19 protein-coding genes are annotated in these 15,271 nt (G+C 63.1%); all 19 read left to right on the top strand.

Translation table 11 applies throughout. The annotated features are described in order from the left end of the window. Positions 1 to 10: 10 nt before the first annotated feature. On the top strand, positions 11 to 268 hold the full coding sequence (locus WHX55_RS16475) for a hypothetical protein (protein ID WP_223527587.1): 258 nt from the start codon (positions 11 to 13) through the stop codon (positions 266 to 268). A 66-nt stretch (positions 269 to 334) separates the two neighbouring features. After that, positions 335 to 829: a JAB domain-containing protein gene (locus WHX55_RS16480; protein ID WP_353740827.1), complete on the top strand. Its 495-nt coding sequence runs from the start codon at positions 335 to 337 to the stop codon at positions 827 to 829. Between the two features lie 270 nt (positions 830 to 1,099). Further along, positions 1,100 to 1,552, top strand: a complete 453-nt coding sequence (locus WHX55_RS16485) for a hypothetical protein (RefSeq protein WP_353740828.1) — start codon at positions 1,100 to 1,102, stop codon at positions 1,550 to 1,552. A gap of 187 nt (positions 1,553 to 1,739) precedes the next feature. Further along, entirely contained in the window at positions 1,740 to 2,249 is a 510-nt protein-coding gene (locus WHX55_RS16490) for a PilL N-terminal domain-containing protein (RefSeq protein ID WP_218497815.1), read from the top strand. Next, positions 2,246 to 2,917 carry a hypothetical protein gene (locus WHX55_RS16495; RefSeq protein WP_218497814.1) on the top strand — a complete coding sequence of 224 codons (672 nt, stop codon included), beginning with the start codon at positions 2,246 to 2,248 and terminating at the stop codon, positions 2,915 to 2,917. The genes WHX55_RS16490 and WHX55_RS16495 overlap by 4 nt, the downstream gene beginning before the upstream one ends. Positions 2,918 to 2,927: 10 nt before the next feature. After that, positions 2,928 to 3,647, top strand: a complete 720-nt coding sequence (locus WHX55_RS16500; RefSeq protein ID WP_353740829.1) for a TIGR03759 family integrating conjugative element protein — start codon at positions 2,928 to 2,930, stop codon at positions 3,645 to 3,647. Next, entirely contained in the window at positions 3,629 to 4,183 is a 555-nt protein-coding gene (locus WHX55_RS16505; protein ID WP_218497812.1) for a glucosaminidase domain-containing protein, read from the top strand. Before WHX55_RS16500 ends, WHX55_RS16505 begins: the two co-directional genes overlap by 19 nt. Then, the gene (locus WHX55_RS16510; RefSeq protein ID WP_218497811.1) at positions 4,180 to 4,599 is read left to right on the top strand and encodes an integrating conjugative element protein; all 420 of its coding nucleotides are present in this window, start codon (positions 4,180 to 4,182) and stop codon (positions 4,597 to 4,599) included. The genes WHX55_RS16505 and WHX55_RS16510 overlap by 4 nt, the downstream gene beginning before the upstream one ends. 9 nt (positions 4,600 to 4,608) lie before the next feature. Beyond that, the gene (traD, locus tag WHX55_RS16515) at positions 4,609 to 6,735 is read left to right on the top strand and encodes a type IV conjugative transfer system coupling protein TraD (RefSeq protein WP_218497810.1); all 2,127 of its coding nucleotides are present in this window, start codon (positions 4,609 to 4,611) and stop codon (positions 6,733 to 6,735) included. A 35-nt stretch (positions 6,736 to 6,770) separates the two neighbouring features. Continuing rightward, positions 6,771 to 7,499 (top strand): TIGR03747 family integrating conjugative element membrane protein, encoded by a 729-nt coding sequence (locus WHX55_RS16520; RefSeq protein ID WP_218497809.1) that lies wholly within the window; start codon positions 6,771 to 6,773, stop codon positions 7,497 to 7,499. Between the two features lie 254 nt (positions 7,500 to 7,753). After that, the gene (locus tag WHX55_RS16525) at positions 7,754 to 8,089 is read left to right on the top strand and encodes an RAQPRD family integrative conjugative element protein (protein ID WP_218497808.1); all 336 of its coding nucleotides are present in this window, start codon (positions 7,754 to 7,756) and stop codon (positions 8,087 to 8,089) included. Further along, positions 8,076 to 8,315: a TIGR03758 family integrating conjugative element protein gene (locus WHX55_RS16530; protein WP_069557615.1), complete on the top strand. Its 240-nt coding sequence runs from the start codon at positions 8,076 to 8,078 to the stop codon at positions 8,313 to 8,315. The genes WHX55_RS16525 and WHX55_RS16530 overlap by 14 nt, the downstream gene beginning before the upstream one ends. Before the next feature lie 16 nt (positions 8,316 to 8,331). Continuing rightward, positions 8,332 to 8,709: a TIGR03745 family integrating conjugative element membrane protein gene (locus WHX55_RS16535; protein ID WP_154910194.1), complete on the top strand. Its 378-nt coding sequence runs from the start codon at positions 8,332 to 8,334 to the stop codon at positions 8,707 to 8,709. Positions 8,710 to 8,716: 7 nt separating this feature from the next. After that, positions 8,717 to 9,118 (top strand): TIGR03750 family conjugal transfer protein, encoded by a 402-nt coding sequence (locus WHX55_RS16540; RefSeq protein ID WP_218497807.1) that lies wholly within the window; start codon positions 8,717 to 8,719, stop codon positions 9,116 to 9,118. Next, positions 9,115 to 9,756, top strand: coding sequence for a PFL_4703 family integrating conjugative element protein (locus WHX55_RS16545; RefSeq protein ID WP_218497806.1), 642 nt, complete (start codon positions 9,115 to 9,117; stop codon positions 9,754 to 9,756). Before WHX55_RS16540 ends, WHX55_RS16545 begins: the two co-directional genes overlap by 4 nt. Next, a complete protein-coding gene (locus tag WHX55_RS16550; RefSeq protein WP_218497805.1) occupies positions 9,753 to 10,559 on the top strand; it encodes a TIGR03749 family integrating conjugative element protein in 807 nt (268 codons plus the stop codon). The genes WHX55_RS16545 and WHX55_RS16550 overlap by 4 nt, the downstream gene beginning before the upstream one ends. After that, complete coding sequence (locus WHX55_RS16555; protein ID WP_218497804.1) at positions 10,549 to 12,057, top strand: TIGR03752 family integrating conjugative element protein; 1,509 nt, start codon at positions 10,549 to 10,551, stop codon at positions 12,055 to 12,057. The genes WHX55_RS16550 and WHX55_RS16555 overlap by 11 nt, the downstream gene beginning before the upstream one ends. Continuing rightward, on the top strand, positions 12,020 to 12,439 hold the full coding sequence (locus tag WHX55_RS16560; RefSeq protein ID WP_218497803.1) for a TIGR03751 family conjugal transfer lipoprotein: 420 nt from the start codon (positions 12,020 to 12,022) through the stop codon (positions 12,437 to 12,439). Before WHX55_RS16555 ends, WHX55_RS16560 begins: the two co-directional genes overlap by 38 nt. Continuing rightward, the gene (locus WHX55_RS16565; RefSeq protein ID WP_218497802.1) at positions 12,439 to 15,180 is read left to right on the top strand and encodes a conjugative transfer ATPase; all 2,742 of its coding nucleotides are present in this window, start codon (positions 12,439 to 12,441) and stop codon (positions 15,178 to 15,180) included. The genes WHX55_RS16560 and WHX55_RS16565 overlap by 1 nt, the downstream gene beginning before the upstream one ends. Positions 15,181 to 15,271: the final 91 nt, after the last annotated feature.

Here is a 15,271-nt window from a genome sequence, read left to right on the forward strand (position 1 = left end):
GGAGGCCGTCATGGAAAGTTTCTGGCTCTGCGAGGAATGCCTGCAAGCGGTCGCGTATGACGATTTCAGCGCGCTTTCGCTGTACTACAGCGAGGCTGAAATCGAGCAGCGCATCGCACACCTGCGCACCGAACTGCAGGCCCTGATGCCACTGAGCGCCGATTTCGATCCGCAGACCGGCGCCGGCATCGAGTCCTTTTCCACCCGAGCGTGCGAGGGATGCCAAAGCCCGCTACACGGTGCGCGTCATCGCTTCACGCGTCTGTGAATCATACATTTCACCAGCCTGGGGCACTCCCCCAGGGGGCGCTCCATCTCCCACGAGGAATTGCCCATGAACACTGCCCTGAACCTGGTCGACGCGCTCGACCCGGCATTGGCCCAACGCGCCCATGAGGATGCACTGATCACCGAAGCTCTGCAGTTGCTGGATCAACGTTACTTCCAGCGCGGCGAACTGCTGTTGACCCCCTCCGACGCTGCAGCCTACCTGAAACTGCAGCTCGCCCCTTACCAACACGAGGTGTTCGCGCTGCTTTGCCTGGACTCACGCCATCGCGTGCTGAGCTTTGACGAACTGTTCACCGGCAGCATCGACGGCGCCTCCGTCTATCCACGCGAGGTCGTGATCAAGGCGCTGGAGCACAACGCCGCCGCCGTGATCTTCAGTCATAACCACCCTTCCGGTTGCCCGGAACCGAGCTCCGCCGACCGGGTACTCACCGCTCACCTGACCGAGGCACTGGCCCTGGTTGAGGTGCGCGTCCTGGACCACATCATCGTCGGCGCAGGCACCCCGCTTTCGCTCGCCGAAAATGGCTGGATCTGACAGCCCATCCCTGCCCAGGAGGTCACCGCCAGTTCGGGGTGGCCTCTGCGCCTCTGGAGAACCATCATGCCCCCATCCTTTCGCAATCCCTTCCTTCGCGGTTTCCGCGACCTGAGCTACGAACGCGTCGTCCAAATTAGCTAGGCCGACAATTGTCCACCCTGCTACCGCCCTCTGCACCCGGCGCAAATCCAACTGCCCAATGAGGCCATCAATTTCCAACCCTGCCTGTTCGATGCCAACTGCGCGGTCATCACCGACGGCCAAAGCATGCCCAGATTTGTCCGCATGCGCTGCCCGGGCGCCGGCTTGGGGAGTAGCGTGATCTACCAGACCATCGGCCATCACCTTGGATACCCGATGCATCTTGGCGACCTCCTCAGCGAAGAGGCAGCACGGCCCCTGATCGAATTGTTGTCCTTTTCCACGGGACACTACAGCCGCAGTTGGGAGATCAGCTCTGCCCACCTGCCAACGACGAAATTCGAGTACCTGCAAGAGCGAGCTTGGCACCATTCACCGACAGGCTTCTTCGAGTGCTTCGAACTCCGCAGCAGTCATGCCGTGGGGTGCAAGCTGTACTCGACCCCCTGGAGCATGGAGGCCGAAGCGCACTGCGGCTGCAGCGCCAGCGAAGTCAGCACCCGCATGCGCGACGACCATGTCCCGCCCGTGTTGTACAGCTGTTGCTGCTGGCAGGTCACGCCGACACCCGTTTGCTGATCTTTGACCCCGACGCAGCGCCACTCCCGGAGTTGTCCCTATTCACTGAAGACTGACCCAAGGCGCCCCACAGGGCGCCTTTTTCATGAATGCTTCACGGTAATCCGGACGGCCAGATTCGGTTTTTCGGTAGGAGCGCGGCTCGCACTTTCGCCAAGGTAACGGCAACTTTTGTCGAGACCCGGACATGCATACCCCCACACTCCTCACCCTCGGACTGATGATCGCGCTGACCGGCTGTAACACGTCGCCACCGGCGCCCGCCCCAGCAGCGCCATCCGTATCGCCGGCCTCACTGCAGAAGCAGAAACCCAAGCTACCTAAATGGGTCCGCCAGGACCGATACACCCTGGCCAATACACAGCCGACCCTGGAACAGCGCCAGCCGCTGTATCAGCTCATCAACGTACAGATCGCCCCTGCTCTGCACGCGAATGTCGGGGAGGCACTGCGTCACGTGCTGCAACGGTCGGGCTACTCACTCTGCCCCGACAGCGCAGCGGTGGATCGGTTGTTCAGCCGTCCCCTGCCCGCCGTGCACCACCAACTCGGACCGATTTCGCTGCTGGACGCCTTGACCATCATCGGCGGACCGGCCTGGAGGATCAACATCGATCCGGTCGACCGGACCGTCTGCTACACCCTTCGCTCGCCACAGCCCAAACCGCCACTCTCGACATCGGAGATCGCGCCATGAAGGTCCACCGCTTTCAGGCCCTAGTGATCGGCGGCCTGTGCCTGGGCGCCGCCGTGCTGGCTGGCGAAACGTACAACCAACACCAGCAATTGGCCGAACTCCAGGCCGCAGCCCGCGGTGCCCCTGCCGACCCGGCTCCCGCGTTGCGGCGCGACGTCGATGCGCTCGGCAATACGCTCGCGACATTGCAGCTGCAGGTGGCGGCGCTGGGAGACGCGCAAGGTCAGCATGCTTCGGCGCAGACGACGCTCAGCCAGCAGTTGGATGAGATGGCCGCATCGCTTAAGGCCGTTCAAGCGGCACCGAGTGGGCCGAGCAGCGCCGACTTCAGTGCACTGGAACAGAGGCTTGGCAGGACAGAAATTGCGCTTGAGACCCAGTCGGCACGAGCCTCCGTGCCAGCGGCCGACACAACACGGCCGCTGGCGCCCATGGGCCAGAAAGCCAAGGCCAAAGCCCCGGCGCCGCCGCTGACCCTGCTGGGTATCGAGACCCGAGGCGTGATGAGGTTCGTTACTGCCCTGCCCACCGGTGCCCACTCGCTGTCGACCGTGCACCTGCTGCAGCCCGGCGACAGCCTGAACGGTTGGCAGCTGCGTACGATCCACGAGGACGAGGCCGTGTTCCACGCCCCCGGCCATGGCGATCGCACACTGCCCCTGCCGTGAAGAGGTGCTTATGCTTCGGCTCTCCGCCCTCCCGCTGATCCTGCTTCCCACCTGCCTGCTGGCAGGGCCGGGATGGAGTGCACCGAAAATGCTCGGATCAGACCAGCAGTACAGCGAGCAGGCGCCGCTGGATCGGCAGCCGTCAGTCGCGACGCAGGCCAAAGTTTGGGGGCTAACGGATGACGAATGGGCCAAGTTCGAGCAACTGCAGTCCGGGCCGCGCCACTACTGGTCGCCGCAGCTCGACCCTCTCACCACCCTGGGCGTGGAGGCCGACTCTGAGCAGGAGCGGCAGCGCTACGCCGAACTACAGGTTCGCCTCGAAGCCAAACGCGCAGAACGCGAGCTGGCTTACCAGAAGGCCTACACCGCCGCCTGGGCACGACTGTTCCCGGGAATGCTGCCGGTGCAGGGTCTGGCCGATGAGTCCGCAACGTCGAGCAACACCCGCTATGCCCTGTTCGTGGAAGAACGCTGTCCTGACTGCGCGACCAACACCCAGCAGTGGCTCCATGCCGGCGCCCGCCTGGACGTGTACCTGGTGGGCAGCCAGGGTGACGACGCGAGTCTCCGACACTGGGCGCGTGGCGCAGGCATTACCCCAGCCCAGGTTAGCAGCGGCCAGGTCACCCTAAACCACGACCACGGCCGGTGGTTCGCCCTGGGCGCGGCCCGACCCTTGCCGGCGCGTTTTCAGCAGGTGGATGGTAAATGGCAGCGCATCGACTGATCCTCACGCTGGCCTTGACCGGCGTGACCGTGGTCCAGGCGGACGCCCTGCCTCCGCCCGCGTACCAGTTGGCCGCCGCGCGGGCCGGCATCCCCGCCTCGGTACTGTTCGCCATCGCCCTGCAGGAGAGTGGCACCCCGCTACGCGGTCGTCTCATGCCCTGGCCTTGGACCTTGAATGTCGCCGGCACACCGCAGCGTTTTGCCAGTCGCGATGAGGCCTGTGCTGCGCTCAGGCTAGAACTCACACGCCATGACCCCAAGCGCATCGATGTCGGTCTGGGACAGACCAACCTCGGCTACCACTCGGACCGCTACCCCAGCGCCTGCAATGCACTCGATCCACGGGCGAACTTGGCCATCACCGCCGAGCTACTGCGTGCGCACTATGCCGATGTGGGTGACTGGGTCGTGGCTGCTGGGCGCTATCACCGTCCGGCCGGCGGTGCGCCCGCGGCGCGCTACCGCACACAGTTCAGTCGGCACTGGCAGCGCATCCAAGCGATCGCGTCCCTTCGCGGAGGGTCACAGCCATGAGTCTCTCGCGCTTGGTGGCACTGGCCATCTGTACGTGGCTGTCGCTAACCGTGATCGCCGCTCCCACCAAGCCCCTCGATCCACGCGCGCTGAATTGGGTGCTGCCGGTGCACAGCGCGCGCCTCACGCCGGGCGCAGTGCCGCCTAGAAAGTTGGACCTGCCGGGCATCACGCCGCTGTTCCTGGTCGGGCAGGACGCAACCTCGCTGGCCTGGTTGGCGCAGCATGCACAGGCCCTGCAGGACCTGGGCGCCAGCGGGCTAGCTGTCGAGGTCGCCGACGCCCAGGCGTTGCGCCGCATCCAGGCGACAGCCCCTGGACTGAACATCTGGCCGGTGAGTGGCGACGACATCGCCGAGCGGCTGGAGCTGGAACACTACCCGGTGCTCATCACGCCCACCGGCTTGGAACAGTGAGGGAGGATCATGGGCGACCATGCGATGGAATCCCTGCTGCGCCCTGCAGTGGAGCTGTACACCGTGGGTATCTGCGCCGGAGCTGGCGCCCTGTGCCTGCACTCGCCTTGGGCGGTGGCCCTGTCGCCTGAGGTGGGTACGGGCATGGCCCTGGCTTACACCGCGTTCGGCCTCAAACGGCTTAACGAGGCCCGGATTGTCCTGTGCTATCGGCGCAACATTCGTCGCCTGCCGCGCTACTCGCTGACCAGCCGACAGATTCCGGTGAGCCGCAAGCGACTGTTCATGGGGCGTGGCTTCCGCTGGACTCGCTTGCACACCCAGCGCCTGCTCGAAGCTCAGGACCCGGCGCTGGCCTGCTATATGAACCAATCGGTTGCGTATCAGTGGGCCAGGCGCCTGGAGTGTCTGCTGGAAAAGGCGCCTTCAGGGCTCTCGCTGCTACCCCGCCTCACCGCCTGGGACAACCCGCTCAATCCGGTACGCCCGCTACCACCGGTCGGGGGCTCACCGCTGCTGCACGGCGTCGAGCCGAGTGAGCAGGAAGCCACCTTGCCGCTGGGTGAGCGTGTTGGGCACACCCTAGTGTTGGGCACCACCCGGGTCGGCAAGACGCGCCTGGCGGAGGTCTACATCACCCAGGACATCCACCGTCCAACCCAAGAGGTGGTGATTGTCTTCGACCCCAAGGGCGACGCCGACCTGCTCAAGCGCATGTACGTGGAGGCACGCCGCGCCGGCCGCGAGCACGAATTCTACGTATTTCACCTCGGGTGGCCGGAAATCTCCGCACGCTACAACGCCATCGGCCGCTTCGGTCGCATCTCGGAAGTTGCTACCCGTATCGCCGGACAGTTAAGCGGCGAAGGCAACTCCGCCGCGTTTCGCGAGTTCGCTTGGCGTTTTGTAAACATCATTGCCCGGGCTCTGATCGAACTGGGCCGGCGTCCGGACTACCTGCAGATCCAGCGCCATGTGGTGAACATCGACGCGCTGTTCATCGAATACGCCCAACATTTCTTCGCCCACCACGACGCGCAGGCCTGGGAAGCGATCGTGCAAATCGAGGGTCGCCTTAACGAGAAGAATGTGCCGCGGCATATGATCGGCCGGGAAAAGCGCGTGGTCGCCATCGAGCAGTACCTGGCTGCGAAGCGCATCTTTGACCCGGTGATGGATGGTCTGCGCTCGGCCGTACGTTATGACCGCACCTACTTCGACAAGATCGTCGCCTCGCTACTGCCCCTGTTGGAAAAGCTCACCAGTGGCAAGACGGCGCAACTGCTGGCCCCCAACTACGCCGACCTGGACGATCCACGGCCGATCTTCGATTGGCTGCAAATCATCCGCAAACGCGGCATCGTCTACGTCGGCCTGGATGCACTGTCAGACGCCGAAGTCGCCGCCGCTGTCGGTAATTCGATGTTCGCCGACCTGGTCTCCGTCGCCGGCCATATCTACAAGCACGGCATCGACCACGGCCTGCCGGGTTCCTCCAGCGCGGCGGACAAGGTGCCGATCAACCTGCACGCCGACGAGTTCAACGAGCTGATGGGGGATGAATTCATCCCGCTGATCAACAAGGGCGGTGGTGCGGGTATCCAGGTTACTGCCTACACCCAGACCTTGAGTGACATCGAGGCGCGCATCGGCAGCCGGGCCAAAGCCGGCCAGGTCATCGGCAACTTCAACACTCTGCAGATGCTTCGTGTACGGGAAACCGCAACCGCGGAACTGCTGACCAATCAACTGCCCAAGGTCAACGTGCAGACCCGCACCCTGGTCTCAGGGGCGACGGACACCGCGGATCCCGAAGCCCGTACGGACTTCACCTCCTCTTCGCAGGACCGTGTCACTACCAGCGCCGTGCCGCTGATCGAACCCGCACACATCATCGCCCTGCCCAAGGGACAGATGTTTTCGTTCCAGGAGGGCGGGCAACTGTGGAAGGTGCGTATGCCGCTGCCCACACCGGCCAGCGACGATGCGATGCCGGCGGATCTGCAGACCTTGGCCGCGTGCATGCGCGACTCGTACAACGCCAATGCGGGTAACTGGTGGACCACTGCGGGAGGTGCACCGACCGTCGACTTCGATCCCGAGATGCCACCGTCTGGGCGTAGACGCGAACCGTAAACGCCCAGGCAGCAACCGAGTATTGTGGAGCCCATATGCCCACCACCACTGCTAGCGCGACTCCTGCGCCACGACGTCCGGGGCTCATCTTCGGCACGGTCGAACTGTGCTTACGGCTGTTCGGCCTGCTGTTCGCTTCGCTGGTTTTCTCCATCGTGCTGGAGTTTGTGGGCCTGCTGTGGTTCTGGCCGGAACAGGGCTGGCATCACAGCCATACCATGTGGCTGAGTGAACTGGGCTGGCTCAGCAGTCATTTCAAGAGTTCACTGCTCGTGCAAGAACCGGCGCAAGCGACCGCTAAGGTTCTTCAGCACCTCAACGACTGGGTCGTGGTCCGCTCCGGGTGGGCGCAATCCGATGCTCAACTGAAGCTGCTCAGTCGAGAGGCGTCACTACAGGGGCAGTTTGCCCAAGCATACGTCGTGCTGCAGGACTACTTGCTGGCAGCCTTGTTCACGGTCTTCACTTTCGTGGTTCGCCTGGCCGTCCTCATCCTGGCCATGCCCCTGTTCCTGCTCGCCGTGATCACCGGTGCCGTCGATGGCTTGATGCGACGCGACCTTCGTAAGTTCGGAGCCGACCGGGAGAGCAGCTTTGTTTACCACCGAGCGAAGCGGACATTACTGCCGCTGACGGTGAGCCCCTGGGTAATCTATCTTTCTCTACCTTGGTCGCTTAATCCCAACTGGGTGCTGCTCCCATGCGCTACGCTGCTCGGCTGCATGGTCGCCATTACTGCTGCGACTTTCAAAAAATACCTCTGATCACTCACCTTTTACCTCTAAAAGCTGACGAAATAGTGCATTTGAGGTTTGCAGTGTCCAGCGCACAGTTACACACAGAAAAATTCGCATACCGGTCAATTAGCTGGCCTGTTTATTATCTCCCGCGCACCGGTTTGCCTCGAAACCTATCTATCAAGCCCCCTGTAAATCGATGGCCCGACAATCCTTTAAGGTCATGTCAACACCTGCCTAATACATCAAGGTGAATGCCAGATTCTCGGCTGGATTTCGCCATGATCTCTTCACGCTATCCGCTGCTGCTTGCTTGCTTTGTGACGCTATCTGCCGCTGCACAGGATGCTCGCGAGCGTTCGGACCTAGGCCTTATGCAGCGGCAGATCACTGTCATCGAGCAGTTGGCCGATCACGCGCGCAGTAGCCAGGTCGATGTCGAAACGTCTCGGTATCACTTCGACTACCCGAGGTTCGTAGCCGACCTCGAGCATATGCGCCGCGGCATCAGCAAGTACCTGTCGCCCTCCCGAGCGCAGCCTACCGATCTAGCCGAGCTGACCAGTGACTATCGCGCTGAAGCGCCTCACCCGAGTTCGCCCGATGAGCATGACTGACGCCCAACTCACCGCGTTCTCCGCAGTGGCCGGGTTTACCCCCCAGCTCAGTTCGGTGCTGTGGCGCTCCTCGGTTCTGGTGCTGGCGTTGCTCTGGTGCGCCTGGGCGCTGTGGAGCGGCTACCGCGGCTGGGCGGCCGGCAACACTAATTTCGGCGCGCTTGGCGGCAGCACTTTGCGCCTCGCCCTCGTCTTGATCGTGCTGATGTTTTTCATGCTGTCGTAAATCAGGAGACCTTGCCATGAACTTCTCCCGCCGTTGCCACCGCCAGCTCGCCATGCTGCGGGATACGTGTTCGAAAGCCCTGCTCGGCGCTCTGGTGCTGCTGGGCTCGACCCTAGTCTGGGCTGACCTGCCGACCATGGAAGCGCCCTCCCGCGGCGAAGGTTCGGGGCTGATCGATACCATCAAGAACTACGCCTACGACGGCGGCATCCTACTCGGGCTGCTGATCGCCACCCTCGCGTTCCTGGGCGTGGCTTGGCATTCGCTCACCGTCTACGCCGACGTGCAGAACCAGCGCAAAACCTGGAAAGACCTCGGCGCCGTGGTCGGTGTCGGCGCACTGCTGGTGGTGGTGATCCTGTGGTTTCTGACCAAAGCCGCCACGATTCTGTGAGGTCACTATGTCCGACACCCCTACCACCCTGCCTGACGGCACGTTGACCTTCCTGCCGGAGCGCCTCAACCGTGATCCGGCCGTCCTCCGTGGCCTCACCAACGACGAGATGTGGGTCGCGCTGATCGTCGGCGCCACGCTGGGCGTGATCCTCGGTGCGCCGCTGGCGGTAGCCACCGCCTCCATCGCCACCCTCCCCACCTGCATGTTCCTGTGCATGACGTTGGTGTTACTCGGCGGCGGCCAACTGCTGCGCCGGGCCAAGCGTGCCCGCCCCGAAACCTGGCTATACCGGCGCTTGCAGTGGCAACTGGCGGTGCACTGGGGCATCGGTACCAGCCAAACGATCCTGCATTCCGGCCCCTGGACCGTCCGGCGTACGCGCCGGCACGTGAGGGCCGCCACATGAGCCGCTTCCGCAATAAGGTGGACGCGCAGCAGGCGCATATCCTCAGCCTGCGTCTGGCCGTGGCGATCCTGGCGTTATTGTGCTCGGGGTTCTGGTACGGCTGGCAGACTGCACCCTCTGAGCTGACCATACACGTGCCGCCCGACCTGCGCTCCGGCAGTACGCGCAAATGGTGGGACGTACCGCCCGAAAACATTTATGCCTTCGCCTTGTACATCTTCGGCCAGCTCAACCGCTGGCCCACCGATGGCGAGATCGACTACCACCGCGCCATCTTCGCCCTGCAACCCTACCTCACCCCGGCATGCAAAACCTTCTTCGACGGCGACTTCGAGTACCGCAAGGCAGCAGGCGAACTGCGCGGCCGAGTGCGCGGTGTGTACGAGGTGCTGGGCCGCGGCTACAGCGACGATCCCAACCTGCGAGTGAAGCAGCTGGATAAGCACAGCTGGCTGGTCAAGCTCGACCTCAATGCCGACGAATACTACGCCGCCGAGCCGGTGAAACGCGTGGTGGTGCGCTACCCGCTGCGGGTGGTGCGCTTCGACGTCGACCCCGAACACAACAAGTGGGGCCTGGCCCTGGACTGCTACGAGGGTACACCGCAGAAGCTGACGCTGCCTGGAGGTGCATCATGATGCGTGCCTTGTTCCTGATACTCGTGACTGCCGCTGGCTGGTGCTCAGCCGCGGGTGCCGTCGAGGTCAAATACTGGGACCGCCTGCCGTTGGCCATCCCGCTTACGGTGGGTCAAGAACGCATCTTGATACTGGACGAAGACATCCGTGTCGGGCTGCCCAGTGCGATCGCCAGCAAGCTGCGCGTACAGTCCGTCGGTGGGACGGTCTACCTCCGCGCGACGGAAGCCCTTCCCCCTACCCGACTGCAACTGCAGTCGGTGAAATCGGGAGACATCATTCTGATCGACATCGAAGCACTCAACGGTAGTGAGTCGCTGGAGCCAGTCAAGATCATCACCCAGACCCAGGCGCCGGATGAGGAAATCGCACGGGGCTCAGCACCTGCAGCGACCCCGGTACCGGTGGTGCTCACCCGCTATGCGGCGCAGAACCTGTATGCGCCTCTGCGCACGGTGGCGCCACTGCCCGGTGTACGTCGGGTGCCGCTGAGCGACTCCATCGCCTTCAGCACATTGCTGCCTACCGAACGGGTTTCGATTAAGGGGTTGGCGGCCTGGCGCCTGGGCGACTACTGGGTGACGGCGGTGAAGATCGTGAATCGCGGACCCGGCAAAGTCACGCTCGACCCGCGTCATCTGCAAGCCACGTTGTACGCCGCTACGTTCCAGCATGCGTACCTCGGCAACGCCGGCACGCCCGAAGACACCACCGTGGTCTACCTCGTCACCCGCGGTGGCGACCTGAAGCACGCGTTGCTGCTGCCCCCGCCGACGCCGGAGGCTGCCGATCATGAAAGCTAACAGCCTGCTGAAGTGGCTTGTACCCGGCGTCCTGCTGGGCATTGTCCTAATCATCGGCAAATCCTGGGTGGTCGCACCTGGTAGCCAGCCAGCTCACGATCCCGACAAGGCAACACTCAGTCCGGAACAGGCAAAGGCTCTGGGCATCGCCGGCGACACTCCGCGCGACACCGTGGCCACGCTGATTGGACAGGTCAAGGCGATGCGCAGCGAGATGCTGTCGTTGAAGAAAGGCAACGATGGGCTGCAGACCGAGAACAGCCGGCTACGCACGCGCGAAGGCAATATCGACACCCGCATCCAGAGCACGTTGAGCAGTGTCACTCAGCAGGTCACCGAACAGCGCCAGCAGGCCAATGATGCCCGGCAGAAGGCCGAGCAGCAGCATCGCGAAACCCAAGGGCTGCTGTCCAGGCTCAAGGACCAACTCACCGACAAACCTACAACGAAGTCCGACGTGCCCGTGGGCTTTGGTCTCGAGCCAGGTGACGAGCAGCAATTTTCAGGCGCGCAAGCATCGGCTGACGTGGTGCAGTGGATCGAACCGTCGAATGCGCGCGCCAGCCAAGAGGACACCACGAAAGCCGGTGGTCCGCTGTCGACACTCACCTCGAAATTCAAGGACTTGCACGGTCTGGACAATAACGCGATCGACCGTGGCCAGGACCACTTGCGTGCCGCTGCCAAGGGCGAGCGCGACCTGGGAAGCGCCCAAGACCGCACCGAAGGTGCCAGGCCCGTCTACACCATCCCCGAAAACTCGACCTTAATGGGTTCCATCGCCATGACCGCCCTGATTGGCCGCGTGCCGGTGGATGGCACGGTGAACGACCCCTATCCGTTCAAGGTGCTGGTGGGTCCGGACAACCTCACCGCCAATGGCATCGACCTGCCGGACGTAGTCGGCGCAGTGATGAGCGGCACCGCCGCAGGCGACTGGACATTGTCCTGTGTACGCGGCCAGGTTGAATCAATCACCTTTGTCTTCAGCGACGGCACCGTCCGCACGGTCCCGCAGCCGCAGAAAATCGTCAGCCGTAATCGCACCAGCGCCCAGACATCAGACACCGAGAAAATCCGCGGCGGCTTGGGCTACATCTCCGACCCCTACGGCATCCCGTGCATCTCCGGCGAACGCCGCTCCAATGCTCAGCAGTACCTGGGGAGCCAGAGCTTGATCACTGCGGCCGGTGCCGGCTTCGCCGCCGCATTGGGCAGTGAGCAGACCAATACTTCCTTCATCAACTCGGCCAGCGGCAACTTGGGCCTGACCCAGAACAGCGGCAACAGCGCGTTGAACTCGGTCATCAGCGGTGGCATTGGCGACATTCGTGAATGGATCAACAAGCTCTACGGTGAAGCCTTCGCGGCCATCTACGTCCCACCCGGGGCCAAAGTGGCCTTGCACCTGGACCATGAAATCAGCATCGACTACGAACCCAAAGGCCGGAGAGTGAATCATGAAAGCCCATCCGTTTCGGTACTGGATCTGGATTAGCCTGCTGCTCAGTCTGCACCTGGCCGGTTGCTCCACCAGCAAAGATGAAATGCTGCCTCATGGCGATCAAACCATGCTCGACATCTGGAACGGCAGTGGCTCGGTCGGAGCGCAGCAACAGCTGCAGGAGGCTCGCGGCGAACTGCGCAGGTCGGTGCTCGATCCGGAGCGGCTGATTAGCGACCAGAGTACCTATACCCGCACGGCCGCCAACGAGATCCGCAACCAGTTCCCACGCCTACCCAACCCCGACCTGGTGATGTACGTCTACCCGCACCTCGCCGGCACCCAACAGACGCCGGTGCCAGGCTACTCGACGGTGTTCCCGCTGTACGAGAAAGTCCAGTACGCGCTGCCCGGCGAGCGCCTGGAAGATCTGTGATGGCCGATGACACGAGTCGCGACCCACCGCGCTGGAAGCCCTGGCGTTCGACCAAGCGTCGGCGGGCAACCCTTGCCGATGAAGCAGCCCAGTACGCACACAATCCTAGCTTCGCCGACCACTTGCCCTGGGTCGAGTACCTCGAGGATGAGCTGTGTTTTCTGCTCGACGACAACCGCTCAGTGGGCGCCGTGTTCGAGCTGCAGCCGATCGGCACCGAGGGCCGTGAGCCCGAGTGGCTGATGGCGGCACGCGACGCCCTGGAAGATGCGCTGCAGGACAGCTTCGACGAGCTTGACCAAGCGCCCTGGGTGGTGCAGTTCTTCTGCCAGGACGACAGTGACTTTTCCCCGTACCTCGAACGCCTGGAGCGCTACATCGCGCCACGGGCACGAGGCACACCATTCACCGAGGCCTTCCTCGCGTCGATGCACTGTCACCTCGACGCCATCGCCAAACCGGGCGGACTGTTCGACGACCATGTCGTGTCTCACCTGCCCTGGCGCGGCAGCAATCGGCGGATTCGGCTAGTGGTCTATCGCTGGCTGGAGGATCAAGGTGACGACGATACGCAGAGCCCGGCTCAGCTGTTGAGCCGGACGTGTGACCGTCTGGTGGCCTCGTTGCAGGCCTGCGGGGTCAGCCCGCGGCGTCTAACCGGGCGTGACTTCTACACCTGGTTGTTGCCCTGGTTCAACCCGGCCCCTGCCCTCACCGGCGAATCACCCGCAGCGTTTTATCGTCAAGTGCCCTACCCCGAAGAGGACGACGGCGATGGACTGCCGCTGCCGTTCGACCACAATTTTGCCGAGCGACTGTTCTTTCAGGAGCCACGCTCGGATAGCGACCAGGGCCTGTGGTACTTCGATCAGCAACCGCATGCCGTGATGGTGGTCGATAAGCTGCGCAGACCGCCCCATATCGGTCAGCTGACCGGCGAAACGCGTAAGGGCGAGGCATTGAACGCCTTGTTCGATCAGTTACCCGAGCAGGCCGTCATGTGTTTGACCTTGGTAATCACGCCTCAGGATGTGCTCGAGGAGCAGCTCAACCGATTGGCGCGCAAAGCCATCGGCGAGAACCTCGCCTCGACCCAAACCCGCCAGGACGTGGAAGAGGCCCGCGCGCTGATCGGCCGACAACACAAGCTGTACCGCGGCACCTTGGCGCTGTACCTGCGCGGTGCCGATGAACAGCAACTGCGCCAGTGCTCGACCCAGGCCGCCAACGTGCTGCTCGGCGCCGGCCTGCAGCCGGTGCGCGAGGGCGACGAAGTCGCGGCGTGCAACAGCTACCTGCGCTGGTTGCCGATGGCCTACAACCCGGCTCGAGACACGCGCAACTGGTACACCCGACTACTGTTTGCTCAGCATGTCGCCAACCTGCTGCCCCTCTGGGGGCGCAGCATCGGCACCGGCAATCCGGGCATCACTTTTTTCAACCGTGGTGGTGCGCCCTTGTCGTTCGACCCGCTGTCGCGTTTCGACCGCTCCATGAATGGCCACCTGCTGTTGTTCGGTCCGACCGGCGCCGGCAAGTCGGCCACCTTGGTTTCGATATTGATGCAGGTCATGGCCGTGTATCGACCGCGGCTGTTCATTGTCGAAGCAGGCAACTCCTTTGGCCTGCAGGGCGACTACTTCGCTACCCTTGGGCTATCCGTCAACAAGGTTCAGCTCAAACCCGGCAGTGGCTTGAGCTTGGCGCCTTTCGCCGATGCTCGCCGTCTGATCGAACACCCCGATCAGGTGGCCAGCCTGTTGACCGAGGACCTGGATGAAACCGAGACGGACAGTGATGAGCAACGCGACGTGCTGGGCGAGCTGGAAATCACTGCCCGCCTGATGATCACCGGCGGCGAAGCCAAGGAAGAGGCGCGGCTGACCCGGGCAGACCGCAGCCTGATCCGCGAGTGCATCTTGGATGCCGCCAGACACTGCGCGGCCACCGAGCAGCAGGTCATGACACGCCACGTTCGCGATGCACTGCGCCACGTCGCCAGCGACGCCCATCTGCCCGATAAGCGTCGCGAGCGGGCGCAGGAGATGGCCGAGTCCATCGACCTGTTCTGCCAAGGCTTCGAGGGTGCCCTCTTCGACCGGCCAGGCACACCCTGGCCAGAAAGCGATGTGACGATCGTCGACCTCGCCACCTATGCCCGTGAGGGCTACGAGGCGCAGATGTCGATCAGTTACATCAGCCTGATGAACACGGTGAACAACCTCGCCGAACGCGATCAGTACCTCGGTCGCCCGATCATCATGGTCACCGACGAAGGCCACATCATCACCAAGAACCCGCTGCTGGCGCCGTTTGTGGTCAAGGGCACCAAGATGTGGCGCAAACTCGGCGCGTGGTTCTGGATGGCGACGCAGAACCTGGCCGACTTCCCCGATGCAGCCCAGACCATGCTCAACATGATCGAGTGGTGGATCTGTCTGAACATGCCACCGGCAGAAATTGAAGAGATTGCCCGCTTTAAAAAGCTCACATCCGCTCAGAAGGCCCTACTGCTTTCCGCGAGCAAGGCCTCGGGCAAATACACCGAGGGCGTGGTCCTGTCGAAGAACCTGGAGACGTTGTTTCGCGCGGTGCCGCCGAGCCTGTACCTCGCCCTGGCCATGACCGAGCCCGAGGAAAAAGCTCAGCGCTGGCGACTGATGGAACAGCACCAACAGTCCGAGCTGGACGCCGCCCTCCAGGTCGCGGCGGAGATCGATCGGTTGCGCGGCATGTCGTGAACACCCGAGCGCCGGCGACTTTCAAAAGACTTTCAATCAACAAAAATCGGCATAAGCACATTTGTACTCCTTCGGTGATTTTGCACAATTC

The sequence above is a fragment of the Pseudomonas fluorescens genome (assembly GCF_040448305.1).
In the GTDB taxonomy this organism is placed as follows: domain Bacteria; phylum Pseudomonadota; class Gammaproteobacteria; order Pseudomonadales; family Pseudomonadaceae; genus Aquipseudomonas; species Aquipseudomonas fluorescens_BH.

Bases quoted from the DNA above. Each gene is read 5' to 3' on its own strand.
- WHX55_RS16555 (WP_218497804.1), top strand. From the start codon at position 10,549: ATGAAAGCTAACAGCCTGCTGAAGTGGCTTGTACCCGGCGTCCTGCTG.
- WHX55_RS16530 (WP_069557615.1), top strand. From the start codon at position 8,076: ATGAGCATGACTGACGCCCAACTCACCGCGTTCTCCGCAGTGGCCGGG.
- WHX55_RS16525 (WP_218497808.1), top strand. From the start codon at position 7,754: ATGATCTCTTCACGCTATCCGCTGCTGCTTGCTTGCTTTGTGACGCTA.
- WHX55_RS16495 (WP_218497814.1), top strand. From the start codon at position 2,246: ATGAAGGTCCACCGCTTTCAGGCCCTAGTGATCGGCGGCCTGTGCCTG.
- WHX55_RS16520 (WP_218497809.1), top strand. From the start codon at position 6,771: ATGCCCACCACCACTGCTAGCGCGACTCCTGCGCCACGACGTCCGGGG.
- WHX55_RS16480 (WP_353740827.1), top strand. From the start codon at position 335: ATGAACACTGCCCTGAACCTGGTCGACGCGCTCGACCCGGCATTGGCC.
- WHX55_RS16545 (WP_218497806.1), top strand. From the start codon at position 9,115: ATGAGCCGCTTCCGCAATAAGGTGGACGCGCAGCAGGCGCATATCCTC.
- WHX55_RS16490 (WP_218497815.1), top strand. From the start codon at position 1,740: ATGCATACCCCCACACTCCTCACCCTCGGACTGATGATCGCGCTGACC.
- WHX55_RS16560 (WP_218497803.1), top strand. From the start codon at position 12,020: ATGAAAGCCCATCCGTTTCGGTACTGGATCTGGATTAGCCTGCTGCTC.
- WHX55_RS16500 (WP_353740829.1), top strand. From the start codon at position 2,928: ATGCTTCGGCTCTCCGCCCTCCCGCTGATCCTGCTTCCCACCTGCCTG.
- WHX55_RS16535 (WP_154910194.1), top strand. From the start codon at position 8,332: ATGAACTTCTCCCGCCGTTGCCACCGCCAGCTCGCCATGCTGCGGGAT.
- WHX55_RS16550 (WP_218497805.1), top strand. From the start codon at position 9,753: ATGATGCGTGCCTTGTTCCTGATACTCGTGACTGCCGCTGGCTGGTGC.
- WHX55_RS16485 (WP_353740828.1), top strand. From the start codon at position 1,100: ATGCCCAGATTTGTCCGCATGCGCTGCCCGGGCGCCGGCTTGGGGAGT.
- WHX55_RS16475 (WP_223527587.1), top strand. From the start codon at position 11: ATGGAAAGTTTCTGGCTCTGCGAGGAATGCCTGCAAGCGGTCGCGTAT.
- traD (WP_218497810.1), top strand. From the start codon at position 4,609: ATGGGCGACCATGCGATGGAATCCCTGCTGCGCCCTGCAGTGGAGCTG.
- WHX55_RS16510 (WP_218497811.1), top strand. From the start codon at position 4,180: ATGAGTCTCTCGCGCTTGGTGGCACTGGCCATCTGTACGTGGCTGTCG.
- WHX55_RS16505 (WP_218497812.1), top strand. From the start codon at position 3,629: ATGGCAGCGCATCGACTGATCCTCACGCTGGCCTTGACCGGCGTGACC.
- WHX55_RS16565 (WP_218497802.1), top strand. From the start codon at position 12,439: ATGGCCGATGACACGAGTCGCGACCCACCGCGCTGGAAGCCCTGGCGT.
- WHX55_RS16540 (WP_218497807.1), top strand. From the start codon at position 8,717: ATGTCCGACACCCCTACCACCCTGCCTGACGGCACGTTGACCTTCCTG.